General features: G+C 39.9%; 19 protein-coding genes and 1 pseudogene. 4 read left to right on the top strand and 16 right to left on the bottom strand.

The annotated features are described in order from the left end of the window. Window positions 1–19: 19 nt before the first annotated feature. Window positions 20–325 (bottom strand): hypothetical protein, encoded by a 306-nt coding sequence (locus O3670_RS09180; RefSeq protein WP_037603797.1) that lies wholly within the window; start codon window positions 323–325, stop codon window positions 20–22. 178 nt (window positions 326–503) lie between these two features. Between O3670_RS09180 and O3670_RS09175 the strand changes: the two genes are divergently transcribed. Both O3670_RS09175 and O3670_RS09170 read left to right on the top strand, forming a co-directional pair. Continuing rightward, window positions 504–941 carry a LytTR family DNA-binding domain-containing protein gene (locus O3670_RS09175; protein WP_002886318.1) on the top strand — a complete coding sequence of 146 codons (438 nt, stop codon included), beginning with the start codon at window positions 504–506 and terminating at the stop codon, window positions 939–941. Continuing rightward, the gene (locus O3670_RS09170; protein ID WP_080611065.1) at window positions 938–1,393 is read left to right on the top strand and encodes a DUF3021 domain-containing protein; all 456 of its coding nucleotides are present in this window, start codon (window positions 938–940) and stop codon (window positions 1,391–1,393) included. The genes O3670_RS09175 and O3670_RS09170 overlap by 4 nt, the downstream gene beginning before the upstream one ends. Window positions 1,394–1,426: 33 nt before the next feature. Here O3670_RS09170 and mutS read toward each other — a convergent pair whose 3' ends face one another. Genes mutS through argR form a run of 3 tightly spaced genes read right to left on the bottom strand, consistent with a single transcriptional unit; the run spans window position 1,427 to window position 4,765 of the window. Next, complete coding sequence (gene mutS / locus O3670_RS09165; RefSeq protein ID WP_371596063.1) at window positions 1,427–3,958, bottom strand: DNA mismatch repair protein MutS; 2,532 nt, start codon at window positions 3,956–3,958, stop codon at window positions 1,427–1,429. A gap of 19 nt (window positions 3,959–3,977) precedes the next feature. After that, window positions 3,978–4,337, bottom strand: a complete 360-nt coding sequence (locus O3670_RS09160; RefSeq protein ID WP_002889586.1) for a YlbF family regulator — start codon at window positions 4,335–4,337, stop codon at window positions 3,978–3,980. Further along, a complete protein-coding gene (gene argR, locus O3670_RS09155; RefSeq protein WP_170314548.1) occupies window positions 4,337–4,765 on the bottom strand; it encodes an arginine repressor in 429 nt (142 codons plus the stop codon). Before argR ends, O3670_RS09160 begins: the two co-directional genes overlap by 1 nt. A 154-nt stretch (window positions 4,766–4,919) precedes the next feature. Here argR and argS point away from each other — a divergent pair, with 154 nt between their 5' ends. After that, on the top strand, window positions 4,920–6,611 hold the full coding sequence (gene argS / locus O3670_RS09150; RefSeq protein ID WP_371596061.1) for an arginine--tRNA ligase: 1,692 nt from the start codon (window positions 4,920–4,922) through the stop codon (window positions 6,609–6,611). Window positions 6,612–7,486: 875 nt separating this feature from the next. Here the strand turns inward: argS and purB are convergent. From purB to relB, 12 genes and pseudogenes are all read right to left on the bottom strand, one after another. After that, window positions 7,487–8,785, bottom strand: a complete 1,299-nt coding sequence (purB, locus tag O3670_RS09145; protein WP_371596060.1) for an adenylosuccinate lyase — start codon at window positions 8,783–8,785, stop codon at window positions 7,487–7,489. A 55-nt stretch (window positions 8,786–8,840) separates the two neighbouring features. After that, a complete protein-coding gene (locus O3670_RS09140) occupies window positions 8,841–9,068 on the bottom strand; it encodes a hypothetical protein (RefSeq protein WP_003098272.1) in 228 nt (75 codons plus the stop codon). 8 nt (window positions 9,069–9,076) lie between these two features. Then, a complete protein-coding gene (locus O3670_RS09135; RefSeq protein WP_371596059.1) occupies window positions 9,077–10,027 on the bottom strand; it encodes a ketopantoate reductase family protein in 951 nt (316 codons plus the stop codon). Continuing rightward, complete coding sequence (purK, locus tag O3670_RS09130; protein ID WP_371596058.1) at window positions 10,028–11,119, bottom strand: 5-(carboxyamino)imidazole ribonucleotide synthase; 1,092 nt, start codon at window positions 11,117–11,119, stop codon at window positions 10,028–10,030. Next, entirely contained in the window at window positions 11,106–11,597 is a 492-nt protein-coding gene (gene purE, locus O3670_RS09125; RefSeq protein ID WP_006150912.1) for a 5-(carboxyamino)imidazole ribonucleotide mutase, read from the bottom strand. Before purE ends, purK begins: the two co-directional genes overlap by 14 nt. Window positions 11,598–11,795: 198 nt before the next feature. Next, window positions 11,796–13,058, bottom strand: coding sequence for a phosphoribosylamine--glycine ligase (gene purD / locus O3670_RS09120; RefSeq protein ID WP_371596057.1), 1,263 nt, complete (start codon window positions 13,056–13,058; stop codon window positions 11,796–11,798). A gap of 293 nt (window positions 13,059–13,351) precedes the next feature. Further along, window positions 13,352–13,456 (bottom strand): annotated as a pseudogene (locus tag O3670_RS09115) (IMP cyclohydrolase); the annotation flags it as partial. Window positions 13,457–13,486: 30 nt separating this feature from the next. Then, entirely contained in the window at window positions 13,487–14,890 is a 1,404-nt protein-coding gene (locus O3670_RS09110) for a hypothetical protein (protein ID WP_371596056.1), read from the bottom strand. 8 nt (window positions 14,891–14,898) lie between these two features. Then, window positions 14,899–16,989 (bottom strand): ATP-binding protein, encoded by a 2,091-nt coding sequence (locus tag O3670_RS09105; protein ID WP_371596055.1) that lies wholly within the window; start codon window positions 16,987–16,989, stop codon window positions 14,899–14,901. Between the two features lie 3 nt (window positions 16,990–16,992). Beyond that, the gene (gene dcm / locus O3670_RS09100; RefSeq protein ID WP_371596054.1) at window positions 16,993–18,246 is read right to left on the bottom strand and encodes a DNA cytosine methyltransferase; all 1,254 of its coding nucleotides are present in this window, start codon (window positions 18,244–18,246) and stop codon (window positions 16,993–16,995) included. A 165-nt stretch (window positions 18,247–18,411) separates the two neighbouring features. Beyond that, the gene (locus O3670_RS09095) at window positions 18,412–18,741 is read right to left on the bottom strand and encodes a type II toxin-antitoxin system RelE/ParE family toxin (protein WP_002889576.1); all 330 of its coding nucleotides are present in this window, start codon (window positions 18,739–18,741) and stop codon (window positions 18,412–18,414) included. Next, window positions 18,725–19,012 carry a type II toxin-antitoxin system RelB/ParD family antitoxin gene (gene relB / locus O3670_RS09090; RefSeq protein ID WP_037603816.1) on the bottom strand — a complete coding sequence of 96 codons (288 nt, stop codon included), beginning with the start codon at window positions 19,010–19,012 and terminating at the stop codon, window positions 18,725–18,727. Before relB ends, O3670_RS09095 begins: the two co-directional genes overlap by 17 nt. A gap of 107 nt (window positions 19,013–19,119) precedes the next feature. Here relB and O3670_RS09085 point away from each other — a divergent pair, with 107 nt between their 5' ends. Continuing rightward, entirely contained in the window at window positions 19,120–19,959 is an 840-nt protein-coding gene (locus O3670_RS09085; protein WP_037597278.1) for a CHAP domain-containing protein, read from the top strand. Window positions 19,960–20,015: the final 56 nt, after the last annotated feature.

Here is a 20,015-nt window from a genome sequence, read left to right as displayed (position 1 = left end):
AATTCACTGGTGCTGACTGTTACTTATGCTTACTGTAAAGCCACAACTCACACACAACTGTTAGCCAAGATAAGGCGGTGGCTATAACAATCATATCCCCATGACGAAGGTTGAACCAAATGAGCCCAGAAAAAATCAAGAGGTAGATGATTTGGAAAATCCATTGGTAGGTTTTAGGCGAGCTTGTAGAATCCATAAACTGCTTAACAAAGAAATAAAGCAAGAGCAGGTTCAGTGTTAGTGCCTTTTCAAAAGGTGTAAAAAAACTCAAAATCAGACTGCAGGCAAGAAAAATTCCTGCTAACCATTTCATTATAGATTTCATGTGATTACCTCGTCAGTACGTTTTCATTAAGTATAGGGGTTTTCTAAAATATTTTCAACCACTTAGACACCATATAGGACCACATAGACAAACGCTATTGCTGTGGGCTAGTAAATAGTGTTTAATAAAGGTGTGAAAGGGAGGAGGCCTCCTCAATTACCAATAAGAAAGGATAGTTATGAAAATAAAAGTTCAGATTGACTCGGTATTCCAAGAAGAAATGTTGCAGATTCAGGCACCTAGTCGGACGCCCAAGATTCAGCAAGTGGTCGAGTTTGTCGAATCTTTGGATGATAACCAACGACTCAAAGGAAAAAAAGATGGCGAAACTTATCTCATCGAGCCTAATGCTATTTCCAGAATTTACATCGAAAATCGCCAAGTTTTAGCTGAAACTATTCTAGGAGAGTACCACTTAGGCTTACGTCTCTATCAAGTTTTAGAAAAACTGCCATCTTACTTTATCAAAATCTCACAATCAGAGATTGTCAACCTCAAAGAAATTGAACGCTTCAACATTACCCCTAACGGCCTCGTTGAAATTCACCTTAAAAACAAGGAAACCACCTACTCATCACGCCGTTACCTCAAAGCAATAAAGGAGAAATTACAATGAAAAAGCAACTTTTTAAATCAGGCACAAAGGGCATCCTTATCGGACTTGCCGTATCCATGATTATGTCTCTTATCTGGGCACCAAGCTACATGCCTCTAAATCCTCACTCAGCCATTGGACAATGGATGACGTCACATCAGGTTCACGGATCTATGGTATTAGCCTACTGCCTCATCACTTGGTTTGCTATCGGTATCCTTTTTGAAATCGCTAGTTATATTTTCCGTAAGGCTGAGTGGAGTTTGCTTCGTGCAACCCTCACTCACTACGCCTTGACCTGTCTAGGTTTCATTCCACTAGCTACCCTCAGCGGATGGTTCCCTCTACGTTTGACTTTCTACTTGGAGCTAGTCATTGAATTCAGCCTTATCTATCTGCTCGTTTGGGTCTTCTCTTATTGGAAAATGAAAAAGGATATTGAACAACTCAACCAAGAATTGAAACACCTATAAAAGACAAGAAGCCTGTCAATTGACAAGCTTCTTTTATAGTTTCTGTTTTAAATCTGCTACAGCCATCATGACTTGCATAGGTGTCATGTTGTAAATATCTAAATCACGCAACTCTTGAAGAACTGGATTTTCAGTAAAATCATCAAAGAGAGAGATTTGCTCGTTGACATGCGTTTCAGTGGCAGGCTTCTCTTGAGGCGATACCTTTTCCTGAGGTTGGATGGTAACTGTATCGCCCTCTAGTTGTGTCAAGATGGTGTCAGCACGTTCCAGTAAATCTGCTGGTAAACCTGCAATCTTAGCCACATGAATACCATAAGATTTGTCAGCTGGGCCATCGACAATTTTGTGAAGGAAAGTCACCTCACCATCCTTTTCAAGTGTCGCCACATGAACGTTGACAAGGTGTGTCAAACTGTTTGACAAGGCTGTCAACTCATGATAATGGGTCGCAAACATGGTCTTAGCCCCCACCTTGTCATGAATAAACTCAATGATAGACTGGGCCAGAGCCATACCGTCATAGGTGGCTGTCCCACGCCCCAACTCATCAAAAATAATCAAGGAATTAGGTGTCGCCCGCTTAATAGCCTGGTTAGCCTCCATCATCTCAACCATGAAGGTCGACTGCCCTGAAATCAGGTCATCTGCAGCACCAATACGTGTATAGATAGCATCAAAAACTGGCAAGTCAATACTATCTGCTGGCACGTAAGACCCCATCTGAGCCATAACTACTGACAAGGCTAACTGACGCATATAGGTGGATTTACCACTCATATTTGGTCCTGTGATGAGCTGAATATTGGTCTGACTATCAAAGGTAATGGTGTTTGGAATGTATTCTTGAACGCCCATAACCTTCTCAACCACTGCATGACGGCCTTGATCAATAACAATACGATGCTCATCATTGAAAATAGGGCGAACATAATGATTGGTCTCTGCTACAACAGCTAGACTCTGAAGCACATCGACTGTCGCAATAGCCTTAGCCAAAGATTGCAAACGGTCAATATAGCGTTCAACCTGCTCACGGACACGCATGAAAATATCATACTCTAGCGTTGATGATTTTTCACGCGCCTCAAGCATCTCACCTTCAATTTTAGCCAATTCAGCAGTTCCAAAGCGCTCTGAATTTTTCAGAGTTGCCTTGCGGAAGAAATGGTCAGGAACCAAGCTAAGGTTAGAGTTGGTCACATGGAAGTAATAACCATCTTTACGGTTATAATCAATCTTTAGTGTTGTAATACCAGACGCTTCACGTTCTTTAGCTTCGATATCTGCGATCCATGAGGTTCCCTCACTCATCACCTTGCGATACTTGTCCAAGGTCTCATCAAAACCAGCACGGATAATGCCACCTTCTGTAATGGTTGCAGGGGCATCAGGATCAATAGCCGACCGAATCAAACTCTCTAATTCTGGCAGAGCATCTAACTCTTGTAAAAGACGTGACAAGGCATCGTCATTAAAAGACTCCAAAATCGCCTTAATAACCGGTACTTGAGCCAAAGTATGACCTAGCTGAATCAAATCTTTTGGATTAGCCTTGCCAAAGGAAACACGACTGGCCAGGCGCTCAATATCGTAAACACCTTTTAGACTCTCAGTCAAGTCACTCCGCTCAAAGAAATTGTCCAAGAAAACTTGGATAATATTCTGACGCTCGGTGATAGTGGCTTGATTCACTAAAGGACGATCAATCCAAGTTCGCAAGAGACGCATTCCCATAGCTGTCTTGGTTTCATCCAAGAGCCAGAAAAGAGATCCGTGTTTCTTGCCCGTTCTAGCATTTTCTAGTAAATCCAAACTTGACTTGGTCGCATAGGACATCTGCAAGTAATCCTTAATCTCATAGTGCTGAGCCTTTTGTAAATGACTGAGCTCGCGCATCTGAGTACGGTGCACATACTGGAGAAGTTTACCCGCTACACTGCTTTCCAAGTCTGTCAAGCTGGTGTCAATCAAGTGGACATCATCGTAAACCTCTGTTTCCTTGGAAAGTAGAAGGTTGAGTTGCTTGACCAAAATCTGTTCATCAGCTTCAGGTAAATCATAACCAACTACTACTTCACGTGCCTTAAGGTTCTGAATTTCACTACAAACTGAACTGAAATCGTCCAACTCTGTCGCAAAAAATTCACCCGTTGACACATCCATATAGGCCAGGCCGAATCGACTTCCAGCCTTGTCAATGGCTACCAAGAAATTGTTGGCATTATCAGGTTTAGAACTGTCAACCACTGTCCCTGGCGTGATAACCTGAACCACCTCACGCTTAACCACACCAACAGCCTGTTTAGGATCCTCCATCTGCTCAGCAATGGCTACCTTGTAGCCCATCTCAACCAAGACATCAATATAGGCTTGAGCTGAATGATAAGGAACACCAGCCATGGGAATAGGATTATCAGCATTCTTATTACGACTGGTTAGGCTAATTTCCAAAATCTGGGCAGCCTTAACGGCATCATCATAAAATAATTCGTAAAAATCACCCATACGGAAGAGCAAAAAAGCATCTGGATAATTTTCCTTGATATCCAAATACTGCTGCATTCCTGGAGATATTTTTTCCTTAGCCATGTCTTAACTCCTCGTTAATCCTTTCTTCGATAGACTTGGTCACATATTGGATCAAGTCACTGGCATCCTGCATTTTTTGGCGGTAGTCCTGAACAATAGGCAAATTTTCCAACTCATGCTGAATCAAATCTGCTTGTTCACCTGCCTCCTCATAGGCACGTTGTTTCTCAATTTTTTGAAAAAGCACTGCTTCTTGTTGATAAGCCTTCATCTGTCCAGCCAGATGACTGATTTGAGGTACCTGTCCAATAGCTTTCTCAGCCTCTTGAAAAGCAAGAACCGCCTCATGGTGTTTGAGGAGGTCGATTAACTCTTCTTTGGCTTTTTGGAGATCCTGATGAGGAGTATTCATCAGTGAAACTCGCTTTCCAGTTTTTCAGCAACCACAGCATCCTTACAGATTACCAATAGAGTATCTGCCCCAGCAACGGTTCCTAAAATTTCAGGGTTGCCATCACTGTCAATTAGGTTGGCCAAAACATCAGCTTCACCCAACTCTGTGTGAAGGACCAGCATAAACTGGGCACGGGAAACTGATTTAACATAATCCTTAACCGTAGGGTCCAAACTTGGAAGCACATGCTCAGACAAACTATAGTAGAGTCTGCCTTCTTCATCACGAAGCTTCAAGAGGCCAATCTCACGCAAGTCACGTGACAAGGTAGCCTGAGTAACCGTGATACCTTCCGCCTCTAGGCGTTGCTTAATTTCCTCTTGTGTCCCAATCTTATCTCTTGAAATCATCTGTTTGATAACAGCTTGACGATCTCTCTTCATTATCTTTCCTCTTTTTATGTATATTCTTTGCATATTATAACAGAATTTTTGTATTTTTTCATGAAATTCTTCCTAATAGATGCTTTCTTGTCCCTACCCTATTAACTAAAATAATGGTAAAATAGGAATGAATGACAAGATTTGAAATGGAGTACCTATGAATACTAAAGAACTCATTGCAGCAGAAATTACCAAAGTTGTTCCTGAATTGGAACAAGAAAACATTCAAAATCTGCTTGAAACCCCTAAAAACGCTGACATGGGGGACCTCGCCTTTCCTGCCTTCTCATTGGCTAAAGTCTTGCGCAAGGCTCCTCAAATGATTGCAGCAGACATCGCTGAAAAAATCGATGCCTCAAACTTTGAAAAAGTTGAAGCTGTTGGTCCTTACATCAACTTCTTCCTTGATAAATCAAAAATCTCAGCGGACGTTCTTGGACAAGTCATCGCTCAAGGCAGCCACTATGCTGACCAAAACATCGGTCACGGACGTAATATTGCCTTTGATATGTCCAGTCCTAACATCGCTAAACCGTTCTCTATCGGTCACTTGCGTTCAACGGTTATCGCTGATGCTCTTGCCAACATCGTAGCTAAACAAGGCTACAAACCGGTCCGTATCAACCACTTGGGTGACTGGGGTAAACAGTTTGGTATGCTGATTGTTGCCTATAAGAAATGGGGTAGCGAGGAAGCTGTCAAAGCCAACCCTATCAACGAACTCCTTCAACTTTATGTGCGTATCAATGCCGAAGCTGAAGAAGACCCATCTGTAGACGAAGAAGCTCGTGAATGGTTCCGTAAATTGGAAGCTGGGGACGAGGAAGCAACTGCCCTCTGGCAATGGTTCCGTGACGAAAGCTTGGTGGAATTCAACCGTCTTTACGATGAACTCGGTGTTTCTTTTGATAGCTACAATGGTGAAGCCTTCTACAATGATAAGATGGATGAAGTCGTTGACATCTTGACAGAAAAAGGACTTCTCCAAGAATCTCAAGGTGCCCAAGTGGTTAACCTTGAAAAATACGGTATCGAACACCCAGCCCTTATCAAAAAATCAGATGGTGCGACACTCTACATCACACGTGACTTGGCTGCTGCCCTCTACCGTAAACGTACTTACGACTTTGCCAAAGCCATCTATGTGGTTGGTAATGAACAATCTGCCCACTTCAAACAGTTGAAAGCTGTTCTTAAAGAAATGGGCTACGACTGGTCTGACGACATGACTCACGTTGCCTTTGGTCTTGTAACTAAGAACGGTAAGAAATTGTCAACTCGTAAAGGTAACGTTATCTTGCTTGAGCCAACAATCGCTGAAGCTGTTAACCGTGCTCAGGCTCAAATCGAAGCTAAGAATCCAAACTTGCCTAACAAGGAAGCTGTTGCTCATGCTGTCGGTGTCGGAGCTATCAAGTTCTACGACCTTAAAACAGATCGTATGAATGGTTACGACTTCGACCTTGATGCCATGGTATCCTTCGAGGGAGAAACTGGACCTTACGTCCAATATGCACACGCTCGTATCCAATCTATCTTGCGCAAGGCTAACTTCACGCCATCTGCAGATGCTACATACAGCCTAAACGACGTTGAAAGCTGGGAAATCATCAAACTCATCCAAGATTTCCCACGTATCATCAACCGTGCATCAGACAACTTTGAACCGTCTATCGTTGCTAAATTTGCTATCAGCTTAGCTCAAGCCTTTAACAAATACTATGCACACACACGTATCTTGGATGAAAGCCCAGAACTTGACAGCCGTTTGGCTCTTTGCTACGCAACAGCAACAGTTCTCAAAGAAGCCCTTCGCCTTCTCGGTGTTGAAGCTCCAGACGAGATGTAAGCCATATTTAAAACGCCTAAGGGCGTTTTTTAATTGCCAAAAAAAGAACCCAACACATGATGTTGAGCTCTTTTGGAGATTATGAAAAAGAAAAGTTCGTTGTTCTACAAAAAGTGTAAGCCAACGAGACTTACTGAACGGCGTTCAGTAAAAGTTATTTAGGAGACTTAGAGTATAACTTGCCTTCCTTAAAGAAACCTTAAATCGCAGAAAAAAATCCCCTGAGGGATTTTCACAGCAGTCCAAAGACCACTGAAAAGATACGATTGTACAGGCTTCCCAACCTCTTCTTCCTAATCCTCCAAGGTGACCGCTTGTCCAATAGAATCTTTATATAACTATATTACCTTGTTTTGGAAGGGTTTTCAAGGATTTTCTTAAAATCCCCTAATAAAAGCTCAAAAAACAAGAAAAAAGCCTAGATTTCTAGACTTTCTTCGGGGAGATTAGTTATGAAAAAGTTTTGTTTACTACTAGCTCACCAAAGCTAGTTGTTTTATTAGGATGATTACAATATAAACTAATAAACTTAAAAGTATCTTAAAGTTCTATTCTCTTGCTTCACTTTTTAAAATAATAAGCAAAATAAGTAATAGTAAGGAACCACTAGGAATATCCATATCTAAAAACCAAGAGGGTGCTTTGATACTTCCAAGATCATTCATGATGCGGATGATAGTATAAGCAATGCTTACTATCAAGAGGCTAAGTTCCGGTAAATAGTTGAGTCGTCCTTTTAAGATTGCTAATTTCTCCTTTCTGATAGTTTTCTTGCGATGACCTTATTATACAGCTGAAAAGGAAACAAAACTAGTGACATAAATGTCACCATCAAAAAAAGCAGGGCAAACCTGCTTTCTGTTATTTTGTTTAGATTAGTCACCCAAACCGATGCGTTCGAAGATTTCATCAACACGTTTAGTGTAGTAAACTGGGTTGAAGATTTCGTCGATTTCTTCTTGAGTGAGGCGTGATGTCACTTCTGGATCTGATTCAAGAAGTGGCTTGAAGTCTACTTGGTTATCCCATGATTGGGCTGTCTTTGGTTGAACAAGGTCATAAGCTTGCTCACGTGTCATGCCTTTTTCAATCAAAGTAAGCATGGCACGTTGGCTGAAGATAAGACCAAATGTAGAGTTCATGTTGCGGATCATATTTTCTGGGAAGACTGTCAAGTTCTTAACGATGTTTCCGAAACGGTTGAGCATGTAGTCAATCATAATGGTTGTGTCTGGTGCGATGATACGCTCAGCTGATGAGTGAGAGATATCACGTTCATGCCAAAGGGCTACGTTTTCATAAGCTGTTACCATGTGACCACGGATAACACGCGCAAGACCTGTCATGTTTTCAGAACCGATTGGGTTACGTTTGTGTGGCATTGCTGAAGACCCTTTTTGACCTTTAGCAAAGAACTCTTCCACTTCACGTTGTTCAGATTTTTGAAGACCACGGATTTCAGTAGCCATACGCTCGATAGAAGTTGCGATGCTAGCAAGAACTGCAAAATACTCAGCGTGAAGGTCACGAGGAAGGACCTGTGTAGAGATTTCTTGAGCACGGATACCCAATTTGTCGCAGACGTATTTTTCAACGAATGGTGGGATATTGGCAAAGTTACCAACCGCACCAGAAATCTTACCAGCTTCCACACCAGCAGCTGCATGCTCGAAACGCTCGATGTTACGTTTCATTTCGCTGTACCAAGTTGCCAATTTAAGACCAAAAGTTGTAGGCTCAGCGTGCACACCGTGGGTACGACCCATCATGATAGTGAACTTGTGTTCTTTTGCTTTATCAGCGATGATATTGAGGAAGTTTTCAAGGTCCTTGCGGATGATGTCGTTGGCTTGTTTGTAGAGGTAACCATAGGCAGTGTCTACCACGTCAGTAGAAGTCAAACCATAGTGAACCCACTTGCGCTCTTCACCAAGCGTTTCAGAAACCGCACGTGTGAAAGCAACCACATCGTGACGTGTTTGCTGCTCGATTTCCAAAATACGGTCGATGTCAAAGTCCGCTTTTTCACGAATCAAAGCCACATCTTCCTTAGGAATTTCTCCCAATTCAGCCCATGCTTCGTCAGCCAAGATTTCCACCTCAAGCCAAGCACGGTATTTATTTTCTTCAGTCCAAATGTTCGCCATCTCAGGGCGTGAATAACGTTCGATCATGTTTTTATTTTCCTTTCTTTTGATGTTTTACATCAGTTAGCAACCAACTGTCGCTTTATTCAAATTCCTCTTTCCCAATCCACACTGATGGATAGTGATCTAGTTTATTCAAATCAGTATCCATCGGCAAATCATAGATAGCTAAATAGTTTTCAGGATATTGAGCAACCAACTCTTCATACTTAGCTTTCACTTTTTCATGATCGCTACTAGCATACAAGACTTCGACGACTGCTCCAGTCTTCTCTTTTTCGACAAATGCGTTGACGATGAGTTGAATCATAAAACCTCCTAAATCGAAATGCCCTTCATATTTGCTTCCAGAATAGGCATCTTCACACCTAACTCCTGACCAGTCTGATAAACACTTTGACAACAATAGAAGATGTCCTGTTTGTCATTGTGTAAGGTCATGATTTTTCGGGTCAGCTCATTTTTAGCAAACATGACTTTCATGGCTTTGCCGGCTATCCAAGCGGGGATTTTGTATGGCAAGAGTTCGGCTTTGTAAAGCTTCAAATTTACACCACGCGCTTCGACGACTTTCAAAGCATCTCGAATGGCCTTGATGGCTAATGATAATTCCGAAGAACTATTCATCAAGTTTAGAGCCAATTCTTCTGGATTTTTCAGATTTCCTGAACGAGCAGCTGTCGAAGTAACACCCGCATTAATCGCCATGTGAATCCAAATCCACTCGACCATATCATGAGGAACTTCCCACTTCAAATCTGCAGAAGTCAGCAAAGTCGTCAAATCAGAATAGTTAGAAATGTGTGCTTTTTGCTCACCTTCGAGCATTAAATGGTCAAACAAGACACCATCCAAATGGTCCTCCTGCATGTGACCACCCGCTGTCGGAAAGGCCAGAATATAGTCATAATCTCCTGCCCACTCTTGGACATCTTTTCGTGTATTCCAGAAATTGCAGAAGAAAACGAGGGTGCCTTTGATATTATTTTTTCGCAAGGTTTCCACGGCTTCTTTGACAAAACCATGACGAACACTGAGAAAAATAAAATCATATTCTGAATCAGCTTCTGCCACACGAACCTCATAGGTATCGTGTTTGTTTTCACCTTTGGAATGATAGCGACCATCTAGCAAATCAACCGAGAGGGATTTTGGAGCATTGTTTCGCTTACTGTCTCTAAGGACGTGTTCTACTTGATGGCCTGCTTTTTGAAAAGCGTAGGCGTAAGTCGTTCCAATGACTCCGAGTCCTAGGATTGCTATTTTCACCTAAAAATCAATTCCCTTCCCAAACTCAACCACATTGTCTGGTTCATCACTAAACAAAGTCACATGGCCCATTTTGCGGTTGTGCTTCGCTTCTAGTTTACCATACATGTGGAGGTGGGCGCTTGGATTTTCTGTGACATAACGCTCAGCTGCTTCGACGTGTTGGCCGAGGACGTTGAGCATGACAGCTGGCGCATGGAGGTTGATTGCTGGGAGTGGCGCTCCGAGAACGCCCAAGATATGCGTGTCAAACTGTGAAAAGTCACAAGCTTCGATTGAGTAGTGGCCAGAATTGTGTGGGCGTGGTGCGATTTCGTTGACGATGATGTCATCAGATGTCGCAAACATTTCCACACAGAGGGTACCAGAGAGGTCAAGTTGCTCGGCAATCTTCACAGCCATAGCTTTAGCTTTCTCAGCTAGACTATCAGAAATACGAGCAGGCACGATGGTTTTAGAGAGGATGTTGTTGCGGTGGATATTTTCCTGAACTGGGAAAACCGTCACATCCTTGCCATTACCAGACACGATGACTGAAATTTCAAGGTCGAAGTTAACGAACTCTTCCAAGACACACTCGGCTGAGTTAGCAAGAGCATTTGCCTCTTCCAAATCGTCGACTGATGTGATGACTTTTTGACCATGACCATCGTAACCACCTGTCGCAGTCTTGAGGACGTATTTTTTAGAAAGGTCAATATCTTCCAAATCAAGGCTAGATGTCACGACCTTGTAAGGGGCAACGGTCACTTTAGCCTTGTTTGAGAGAAAATCCTTCTCAAAGATACGGTTTTGTGAAATGCGAAGCAGGTCTGTCCCTTGTGGAAGTTGACCGTCTTTGATAACAGCGTCAAGGCCGTCTGCGTCGACATTTTCAAATTCATAAGTGAGAACATCACAGCGGTCTGCCAACTGACGAAGGGCGTCTACGTCATCGTAGGGTGCCACGATAACCTCAGACACACGAGAAGAGGGACAATCTGCTGCAGGATCAAGGGTAATAACCTTATGGCCCATGTAGATAGCTGAGATAGCCATCATCTGACCGAGTTGACCACCACCGATGATACCAATGGTTTTAGTTGAGCTCATTTGTAGACTCCTCTGCGATTTTTCCTTGTTCTTCAGCAAAGTTAGCAAGCGCATCTGCAATGGCCTTGTCTTCTACTGAGAGGAGACGGAGGGCAAAGAGGGCAGCGTTTGTCGCACCAGCTTCACCGATAGCCATGGTTGCGACAGGTACACCACCTGGCATCTGAACGATAGAATAGAGCGAATCTACACCGCTAAGAGCACGTGATTTTACTGGCACACCAATGACTGGAAGGGTTGTTTTGGCAGCAACCATCCCTGGCAAGTGAGCAGCACCACCAGCACCAGCGATGATGACCTTGATGCCACGGCTACGTGCTTCTTCGGCATGTTTGAACATGAGGTCCGGTGTACGGTGTGCGGAAACAACTTTCTTTTCGTAAGCGACGCCGAAGTTGTCGAGAACTTCAGCAGCTTTTTGCATGGTTGCCCAGTCGGATTTTGAGCCCATGATAATGGAAATTACTGGTTTAGTCATAATTTTTCCTTTTCTTTTTTGATAATGGTCTTAGGTGGTGGGAACGGAAGCAAACCTTCGGTTTCCTTCCTAAACTTTGAGCCTAAAGTCTCAAAGTTTCCCCGACCAGAACAGATGCTGTTCTGGTCTTCTCACCACGGCGACCATTATCTTAGTTTGGCTCGCTTTCGCTCGCCTTTTTCGACCTACGGTCGCTGATTATTTGTTAGCCTTGCTACCGATATCCGTACGGTAGAAGAGGCCTTCCGTGTTTTGTTTGTTGAGTTCGTTGTAGATGATGTTTTGGCCGTCTTTGACGGTGTCTGCTGTTGTGACCAACATGTAAACACGTCCTCCGTTTGAGAGGAGGTCTTGGCCATTTTCAGCGAATTTGGCACCGGCATAGTAAGTGATGATGTCACCCTCTGTCTTGGCTGGAAGATTGACACCTTTCTCATAAGCGAGTGGGTAACCGTTTGATGCTACAACCACGCCCAGTGTCACACCCTTATCCGTCCAAGTGATAGCTGGCTCTTTGCCATCCAAAATGTCAGTGATATTTTGCGCAAAATCAGAAGTCAAACGAGGCAAGATGATTTGCGTTTCAGGATCGCCAAAACGTGAGTTGAACTCGATGACTTTAGGGCCGTCAGCTGTCAAGATAAGACCAGCGTAAAGGACACCAGTGTAAGGACGACCTTCTTTAATCATACCTTCAAGGACTGGCTTGACAATGGTGTCAACCGCTGTGTCAACCACGCTCTGTGGCAAGTGAGGAACCGGCGCATAGGCACCCATCCCACCAGTGTTAGGGCCCTTGTCCCCATCATAAGCACGTTTGTGGTCCTGAGCCGTTGGCATAATGTAGAATTTATCTCCATTGACAAAGGCAAAGAGAGAAAACTCTTCCCCGTCAAGAAATTCCTCGATGACCACTCGCGCACCTGAATCACCGAATTTATTGTCCAAAAGCATCTCGTGAGTAGCTTCGACGGCTTGCTCAACCGTCTCCGCAACGACGACACCTTTACCTAGGGCCAAGCCGTCTGCCTTGACGACGATTGGAGCGCCTTTTTCCTCGATGTAGGCCTTGGCTTCCTCGAAATCTGAAAATGTGCCATAGGCTGCTGTCGGAACGTCGTATTTGACCATGATTTCCTTAGCAAAATCCTTAGACCACTCAAGTTCAGCTGCAGCCTTGGTCGGACCAAAAGCCTTAAGACCAGCTGCATTGAAATCATCCACGATACCAGCCGCAAGGGCATCATCTGGACCGATAAAGGTCCAAACAATATCGTTCGCCTTTGCGAAGTCAATCAGATTAGAATGTTCGGAAATTCCGATATTGATCAAATCAAGACCGTCCAATGTCATCCCGTCATTACCAGGAGCTACGAAAACTTGCTCAACATCCTTAGACTCCAATAATTTCTTGGCAATCGCATGTTCACGACCACCAGAACCAACAACCAAAAGTTTCATTTGAAAGATACCTCAATATCAAATAAGACTAGGGGCAAATGCCCGTTAACGACAATCATTCGGAAAAATTAGCAATTTTCACGAATTATACATAACCATTATAACATATTTGTTCGGAGATATGGGTGTGTATCCAAATTTGAACATAAAAAAGGCGGCCACTTGGACCACCTCTTGGGAGATTATGAAAATGAAAAAAGTTATTTAGGATTAATGATAGTATAGTCTAAACAGCTTAAGGGAGGCTTAAAGTATCTAAAAACAACTATTTTTTTGGATATTTCCGTAAACTCTTAATGGCGAAAGTGACTAACACCTATAAATATTATTATCAAACTATGTTTATTAGCAGCTTCGATTGACTCTTGGTCACGGACCGAGCCCCTAGGCTGGATGATAATTATTATCAGAAACAAGATATTCCTTAACTATAAATGTTGGTAACCTTTTTTATAAATGACTGCCGCTAGCTTATTTTTTATTGTACTAAGCATATCGGGATTAATAGAAAACAGAACTTCCTTTTCAATAATTGTAGTATCAGTAATAGGAATTGTAGTAATTTGTGAAAAATCCAAAATCAAATAGACTGAACTATTTTGATAACTTTTATGCTTAAACTCTAGTGCGTTAAATATAGTATCATTAAACTTAAATACTACGTTCCCATCTTCTTTCTTGAATTTGAATTTATCCTCGTAAAACTCATCGGATAAAATTTTTTCAATTAAGTTTTTAGAGATAACACATCCACGAATGAACTTATAATAACGTCTTTTATTTTGCGCTATATCACATTCTGGGCTGATTTCTAACATAATTTCTTTATAGAAAGTTTCAGAATCAGTATATTTATCAATAGCTCTTTTAAACTGTTCTTCATCTTCAATTTTATCCACTAGATTATATGCTAAAAATGTATTGTCATCAACAATTACTTTACCCATGTGTTGTTCATTTGCTAAGTAATTTATATTTAACCACCGATTTAACTCTTGAATCTCAAATCCATTTGGAAGATGATCCCCTAAATTGTTCAAACCTGCTGAAGTTAGCTCGATTTCCTCCTCCATCCCATGATTCAAATAAATTTTTAAAAAATTATTTAAACCTTTATATGATGCATTTATTTTTCCAATATTAGTCTGGCTTCCCATCGATTTTTCTAATTCTAAATAAGCTAACAACTCTACAATTTTCTTTGTCGGCGCTTCTCGTCTTATATTTCCAATTTTTAATAGACCTGCAATGTCTGAAATTAGCTTCTGTTCTTTATATAAAATCATGTTTTCCCAATGAGAGAAATACTCTAGCATGGGAACTTCTCTAGTTACTTGTTCAAGTTTTCTTTCAAGTTCCTGATCTTTCCCTTCAATAAGTTTATAGGAGCCTTCCCCTTCTTTTCTTTCAAAAAAATCTATTTTATCTAAACTTTGAACTCCCCATGGAAATAAATGTTTTTTATCCTCTTTTAATTTACCGTTGTTATCAGATAAACGTTCTTTTAAATCTTCTTGAAATTGACTCGCATCACTCTCGGTCTGGCTCCAAAGTAAAATAAAATAAGGCCCATTATTTTTAGGAATAATTCTACTAAGATATCTAATAATAGTATCAATCTGGCTCCCTGTCGCACCAGGAATCAAATTATAATCTAAAAAAACTAGTCTGGTAGCTTCTTTTTCAGTTCCTTCCGAAGGTAAATTATCAGGTCTAGCATCATAGTAGCGAAAAGACTTATTATTTTTTGATAAAAGTTTAATTAAAGGTTCTACTTCCATATATTCATCATCTAAGATCACAATAGATCCATTATTAGGTAAATTATTCATATTCTATCTTATCCCTCCGACAATGGTAAACTTAGTATAATAGTTGCACCTGATTGATATTCTTTCGGTAAATCCAAATCTTTATTTTCTGGAAAAAGCAATTGTCCTTTTTGTGAATTCATAATTTCGTTAACAATATTTAATCCTAGACCCAGTCCACCTTGTTTTTCTCCGACAAAAGGACGAATCATATCCTCTGGATTTCCTTGAAATCCTACACCGTTATCTGCTATTATTAGCTCAACACGATCCTTCTCAGTTAGTACCGTATCAATTAAGATTTTTTTTTGTTTTTTTCCTGATTTATGTGTCCAGTATATTGAATTATCAATGATATTCATGATAGCAGACACAATTAAACCTTTGTCACACAATACCTTGTAATTCTTATCTTTATAAAGTTCGTCAAGAGAAATTTCATGTGCTTCTAGCCTAAACTCAACATTAAATAAAGCATTATTAATAATCTCTATAACAGAGTAGTTAGATTTTCTTCTGTTTCGTAATATTGAAGTATAGCCTTCAATTACATCCCGTAATCTATGCGTTAACTGATCAATTCTTTGAATCTCTTCAGAATTCCATGAAATAACAGAAAGTTCCTTTACAATTTTCTCCATCTCATGGATAACAATTGCATAGCTGCTTGTTGCTGATGAAGTTTTTACGTAAGTTTCTTTAATAAATTTATACTCTGACTTCACTCGATTTAGTTTATTTGAAATTTGTTTCTTTAGTTTTGTTTCAACATTTAAAGATTTAATCTCCTTACCCACATCATCAATAATATCAACTAAATCTTTGTTATCTTCTTTTAAGGATTGGCGTAGTCTATCCTTATCGATATTTCTTTCTCTAGTAAATTCAAATAAATATTTCTCGATTATATTTACAAACACTTCATAGCTCTGGTTATCAATGAAACCTTCTCGATTTGCTTTTTCGACCAATCCCCTACTCTCATTACGTTTTAGAGATATAGCTCCTAAAATTATATTGTTACTCAATGAACTAGCCGGATTATTTACACGTTTTGAATCAAGATTAAGCCAATCATTTCCCTTTTCACCATAATCTAAAACACGCATATTATCACGAAAAATTCGTATCCCCCCATTTTCAGTCAGGTAGTCTTTAAAAGATTTCTTATCTTCCATAATAAAGCGAGTGACATCAGATGATTTATCAAAAACATATAATTCTATAGAAAAATCATTTATCCCATACTGTTCCATATAATTTTTAGATTTATCTTGAAAAAATTTAGCTGGGTCTTTACGTTTGCTATCACTGAAAAAATTAAGTGGAATTATATCTTTTTCTATCCTACGAGATTTAACTGACATATTGTCATAGGGTAAAAATTCATACTTAAAATCTTCAATATTGCCATCTTTAAACTTCGCTGTCGAACGGTATAAAGCAAATTGTTTAATCTGACCGAAATTTAACATCCCTTCTAGCCAATCATCATGTGTACTTTTTATATTAACTTTAAACGATTCTTGGGACTCAAACGGAGAATTCAATGAAACGATTTGTCTATATGTTTCACGAAATTTACGTTTATTCCACTGCTCTATATTTCTAATCTGAATCCTTGTTCCAGTACTATTTATAAACTTCTGAGGTTCACGTTCCTCAATAGTAATTGGTATTTCATCTAAAAACTGATTTGAATCAAACTTACTCCAATCAATTTTAAAATATACTTCAAGATTTCCCTTCGATCTAGTAATAATTTCAATTTCTTTACCTAGTTTATGAATTCCGAATCGGCCAATTCCTTTTTCTCCAATCGGTAAACGCCCTAACTTAGTCTTCTTTTCTTCATCAACTTGTTTCTTTTTATGAGTATTTCCTGGTTGCATCCAGACATCTCTAATCGTTTCAAAAGACATTCCTGCTCCGTTATCTTCGACAACGATTTCCCCAAGCATTTCTGAGTCTAAATAAGATAAATTTACCTCACATTCTGTAGCATCAGCATCGTATGAATTTTTTATTAACTCTAATAATGCGATACCCTCATTTTTAATTAATTGATCCCCCAATTGAATTAAAATTTGAGCTTTCGGTCTAAATTTAATTTCTGTCATCTCTTATTCCTCATCAATAAAATATTCCTCTAATTTTTTTGCAATGTAATAAGCCATTAAAGGAGGTACTGCATTACCAATTTGAGTAAATGCTGCTGTTCTAGGTCCTTCAAAAAAGTAATCATCAGGGAAAGATTGGATTCTAGCAGCTTCTCTGACACTTATGGAGCGGCATTGCTTAATATCAGGATGTATAAAATAGTGCCCATCCTTAGCAATATGTGCAATCATAGTGTGAGAGGATGGTAAATTTGAAGCTAACACTTTAAACCTATCTAAAAATGATTTCTGATTTTTATGGGTAATCAAGTCCTCAGGTAATAAATCATATCGCAATCTCTTTTGGGAGTTATCCCATAACTTAATGGCTTCTGCATAAATCTTTCTATCTCTATCATTCGTATACCGTGAAACGTGCCATGTCAAGGGAGAGTCTGTATTCCTTATAAAACTTTGAAATAAGTAAGTGTTAGTTTTAGATGAATATACATTGTTTTCAGAATTGATACTTATTTTTGGTAAATCCTCAAGTATCATTTGAACTGTTACATCTGGAAAACTGATTTTTCTAAACTTCGGATATGAATAATTCAATTCTCTTTTCCAACCAATCAAAATTACTCTCTTACGTTTCTGAAGAACTCCAAAATCTTCTGCATTGAGAACCCTATACTCTACCTCATATCCTACCTTATCAAACGACTCTATAATATCCTCTAAAATTTTTCCTTTTCCAGCAGTCAGAAGTCCTGGGACATTCTCAAAGATAAACAACTTTGGTGAATAATGGGAAATAAATCTTACATACAGCTTATATAAATAATTCCTTGGATCATCTTTCATATTATTACTACTTACAGAACGCCCCATAATAGAATACGCTTGACAAGGTGGTCCTCCTACTACTAAATCAACTTTTTTAGAATCTGATAACTTGACTAGCTCATCTACTTGTTCAAAAACGAAATCAAGGTTTTCTCTCCTAAGTTCAGTGTGTATTACACTGTCGAGTATTTCCTTTGGAATGATAGCCCAAAGTTCATTTCTTGAAATCTCTTTTCTTAAATATTTATAATATAATTCAATATAACCATTCTCTTTTAAGTAATAATAAGATAATCTTGTTTTTAATGTATCACAAGCATGTGTATCCATTTCAACATGGGCTATTGGCCTATATTTCCCAGTTCGTTTAAACCCCTCTGATAAGCCACCAGCTCCCGCAAATAAATCTATGTATTGTATATTAGCTTTCATCTTTTTTTGTTCTCTCTTTATTTAAAATCTATTATAACATTTTACAAACTTACTTTTTCATAGTCTCCTAAAAAATCAACAACTATGGAAGTTTTAGAAGACTACGAAAAAGGAAAATTTATTTAAAATTTGAAATAAAATATCTTAAACCTAGGAACTATTTTTTTATAACAACTTGATATAGTCGCTTTTAGAACTAAAGATGTGGGAGACTACAATCTCTTTTCTACTTTCGTCTATAAAATAAAGTATGACATAGCGTTTAACGACAAGTGCTCGTGTCTCAAATGTGTCATTGATTCTTTTACCATAACGTTGATCTGCATTAAAACCAGCCTCAGGAAAAGTCTTCAAACTTTCCATTCCTTGCAAAAGCTTCGAAACTATCTTCTTGGCAGCAGTTTCATTAGAAAGTACATCACGAATGTAGTCATATATACTTCTCAAAGAAGAGCGAGCACGCTTAGTGAGTGAAAGACTATAGGTTGTATTCATCCTTAACCTCCTCAAGGGGTATCATATTACCCGCTTGATACTCAGCTACACTCTCTGCTACTTCAGCTTTAAGCTGCCTAAACAGTCTTTCTTTTAGCAATTCATCCTCCGTCATTACTGGTATTTGCTCGGTAGCAACAATCGTCTCCAAAAACAAATTAAACGATTTACTCATATCTAAATTATTTGCCTTTACAATTTTTCTTGCCCTTTCCAACAAAATCGGGTTAGTTTGGAAATTTACTTGAACACGCTTCTCTACAACAGTCATAATTAACTCCTTATATATTATTTTATATAATTATATATAGTTTTTTGAAAATAGACAAATTATCTTCATTTTCCAGAAAAACTACGAATAAGTAGGTGGAGGTTAAAATGAAGAAAAAAATACTAAATTGTCTTTTACCGCTAGCTTGTCTAGCGACTGTATCGGTTTCGTGTGGCTCCTCTGCTCAGGCGGCTGTCCTCGGAGATGACTATCCTTCCTCTTGGAAATATGGAGGCTTCGGCGTTGATCCTTGGACCATGTACTGGCGTCAGTGTACATCCTTTGCGGCCTATCGCCTCAGTAACACGAATGGTTTCAACCTACCTGTAGGCTATGGGAATGCCATTACATGGGGAAGCATCGCACGTGCCAATGGTTACCGTGTCGACATGAATCCTGCCGTAGGGAGCATCGCTTGGTTTTCAGCTGGTGTCAACGGGGCCGGTCACATGGGGCATGTAGCCTGGGTTGCTGACGTTCAAGGAGATCAGGTAACGATTGAGGAGTACAACTACGATGTGGGGCAAGGACCTGAGAAATACCACAAACGTAGCTTCCATAAAAGTCAAGTATCCGGCTATATCCACTTTAAAGACCTTGAATCAGGAACTCAGACTAGTAATACAACCAACTCTTCTATCAACATTGGTGATACTGTCCGATTTACAGGTACTTTCCGTGTAACATCTATAGTAGGAAATAACATCACCAGCCAAGATTTAGCAGGAGGCACACCAACCAAACACAATATCGTTGATCCTGGACCTGTTCTTGAAGTTGATGGACAAGGCAATCCAACTTCAGACCAGTACCTCAATCCTGGTGAGACCTTTACTATTCCAGGTAACTTCAAAGTGCTAGCCATTGACCCACCTAGCGATGGCGTCCTCGTCCAAATCGGAAATCGCAAGACTTGGGTAACCCAGTCTGTCCTTGAAAAGGTTTAAATCTATTGAACAATCGTGAGAACGGTTGTTTTTTTGATACTATGAAATCATAACCA

The sequence above is a fragment of the Streptococcus sp. 27098_8_74 genome, assembly GCF_041431705.1.
In the GTDB taxonomy this organism is placed as follows: Bacteria; Bacillota; Bacilli; order Lactobacillales; family Streptococcaceae; genus Streptococcus; species Streptococcus salivarius_E.
The sequence above is the reverse complement of the archived record's forward strand: the minus strand, read 5'-3'. Positions and strand labels throughout refer to the sequence as shown.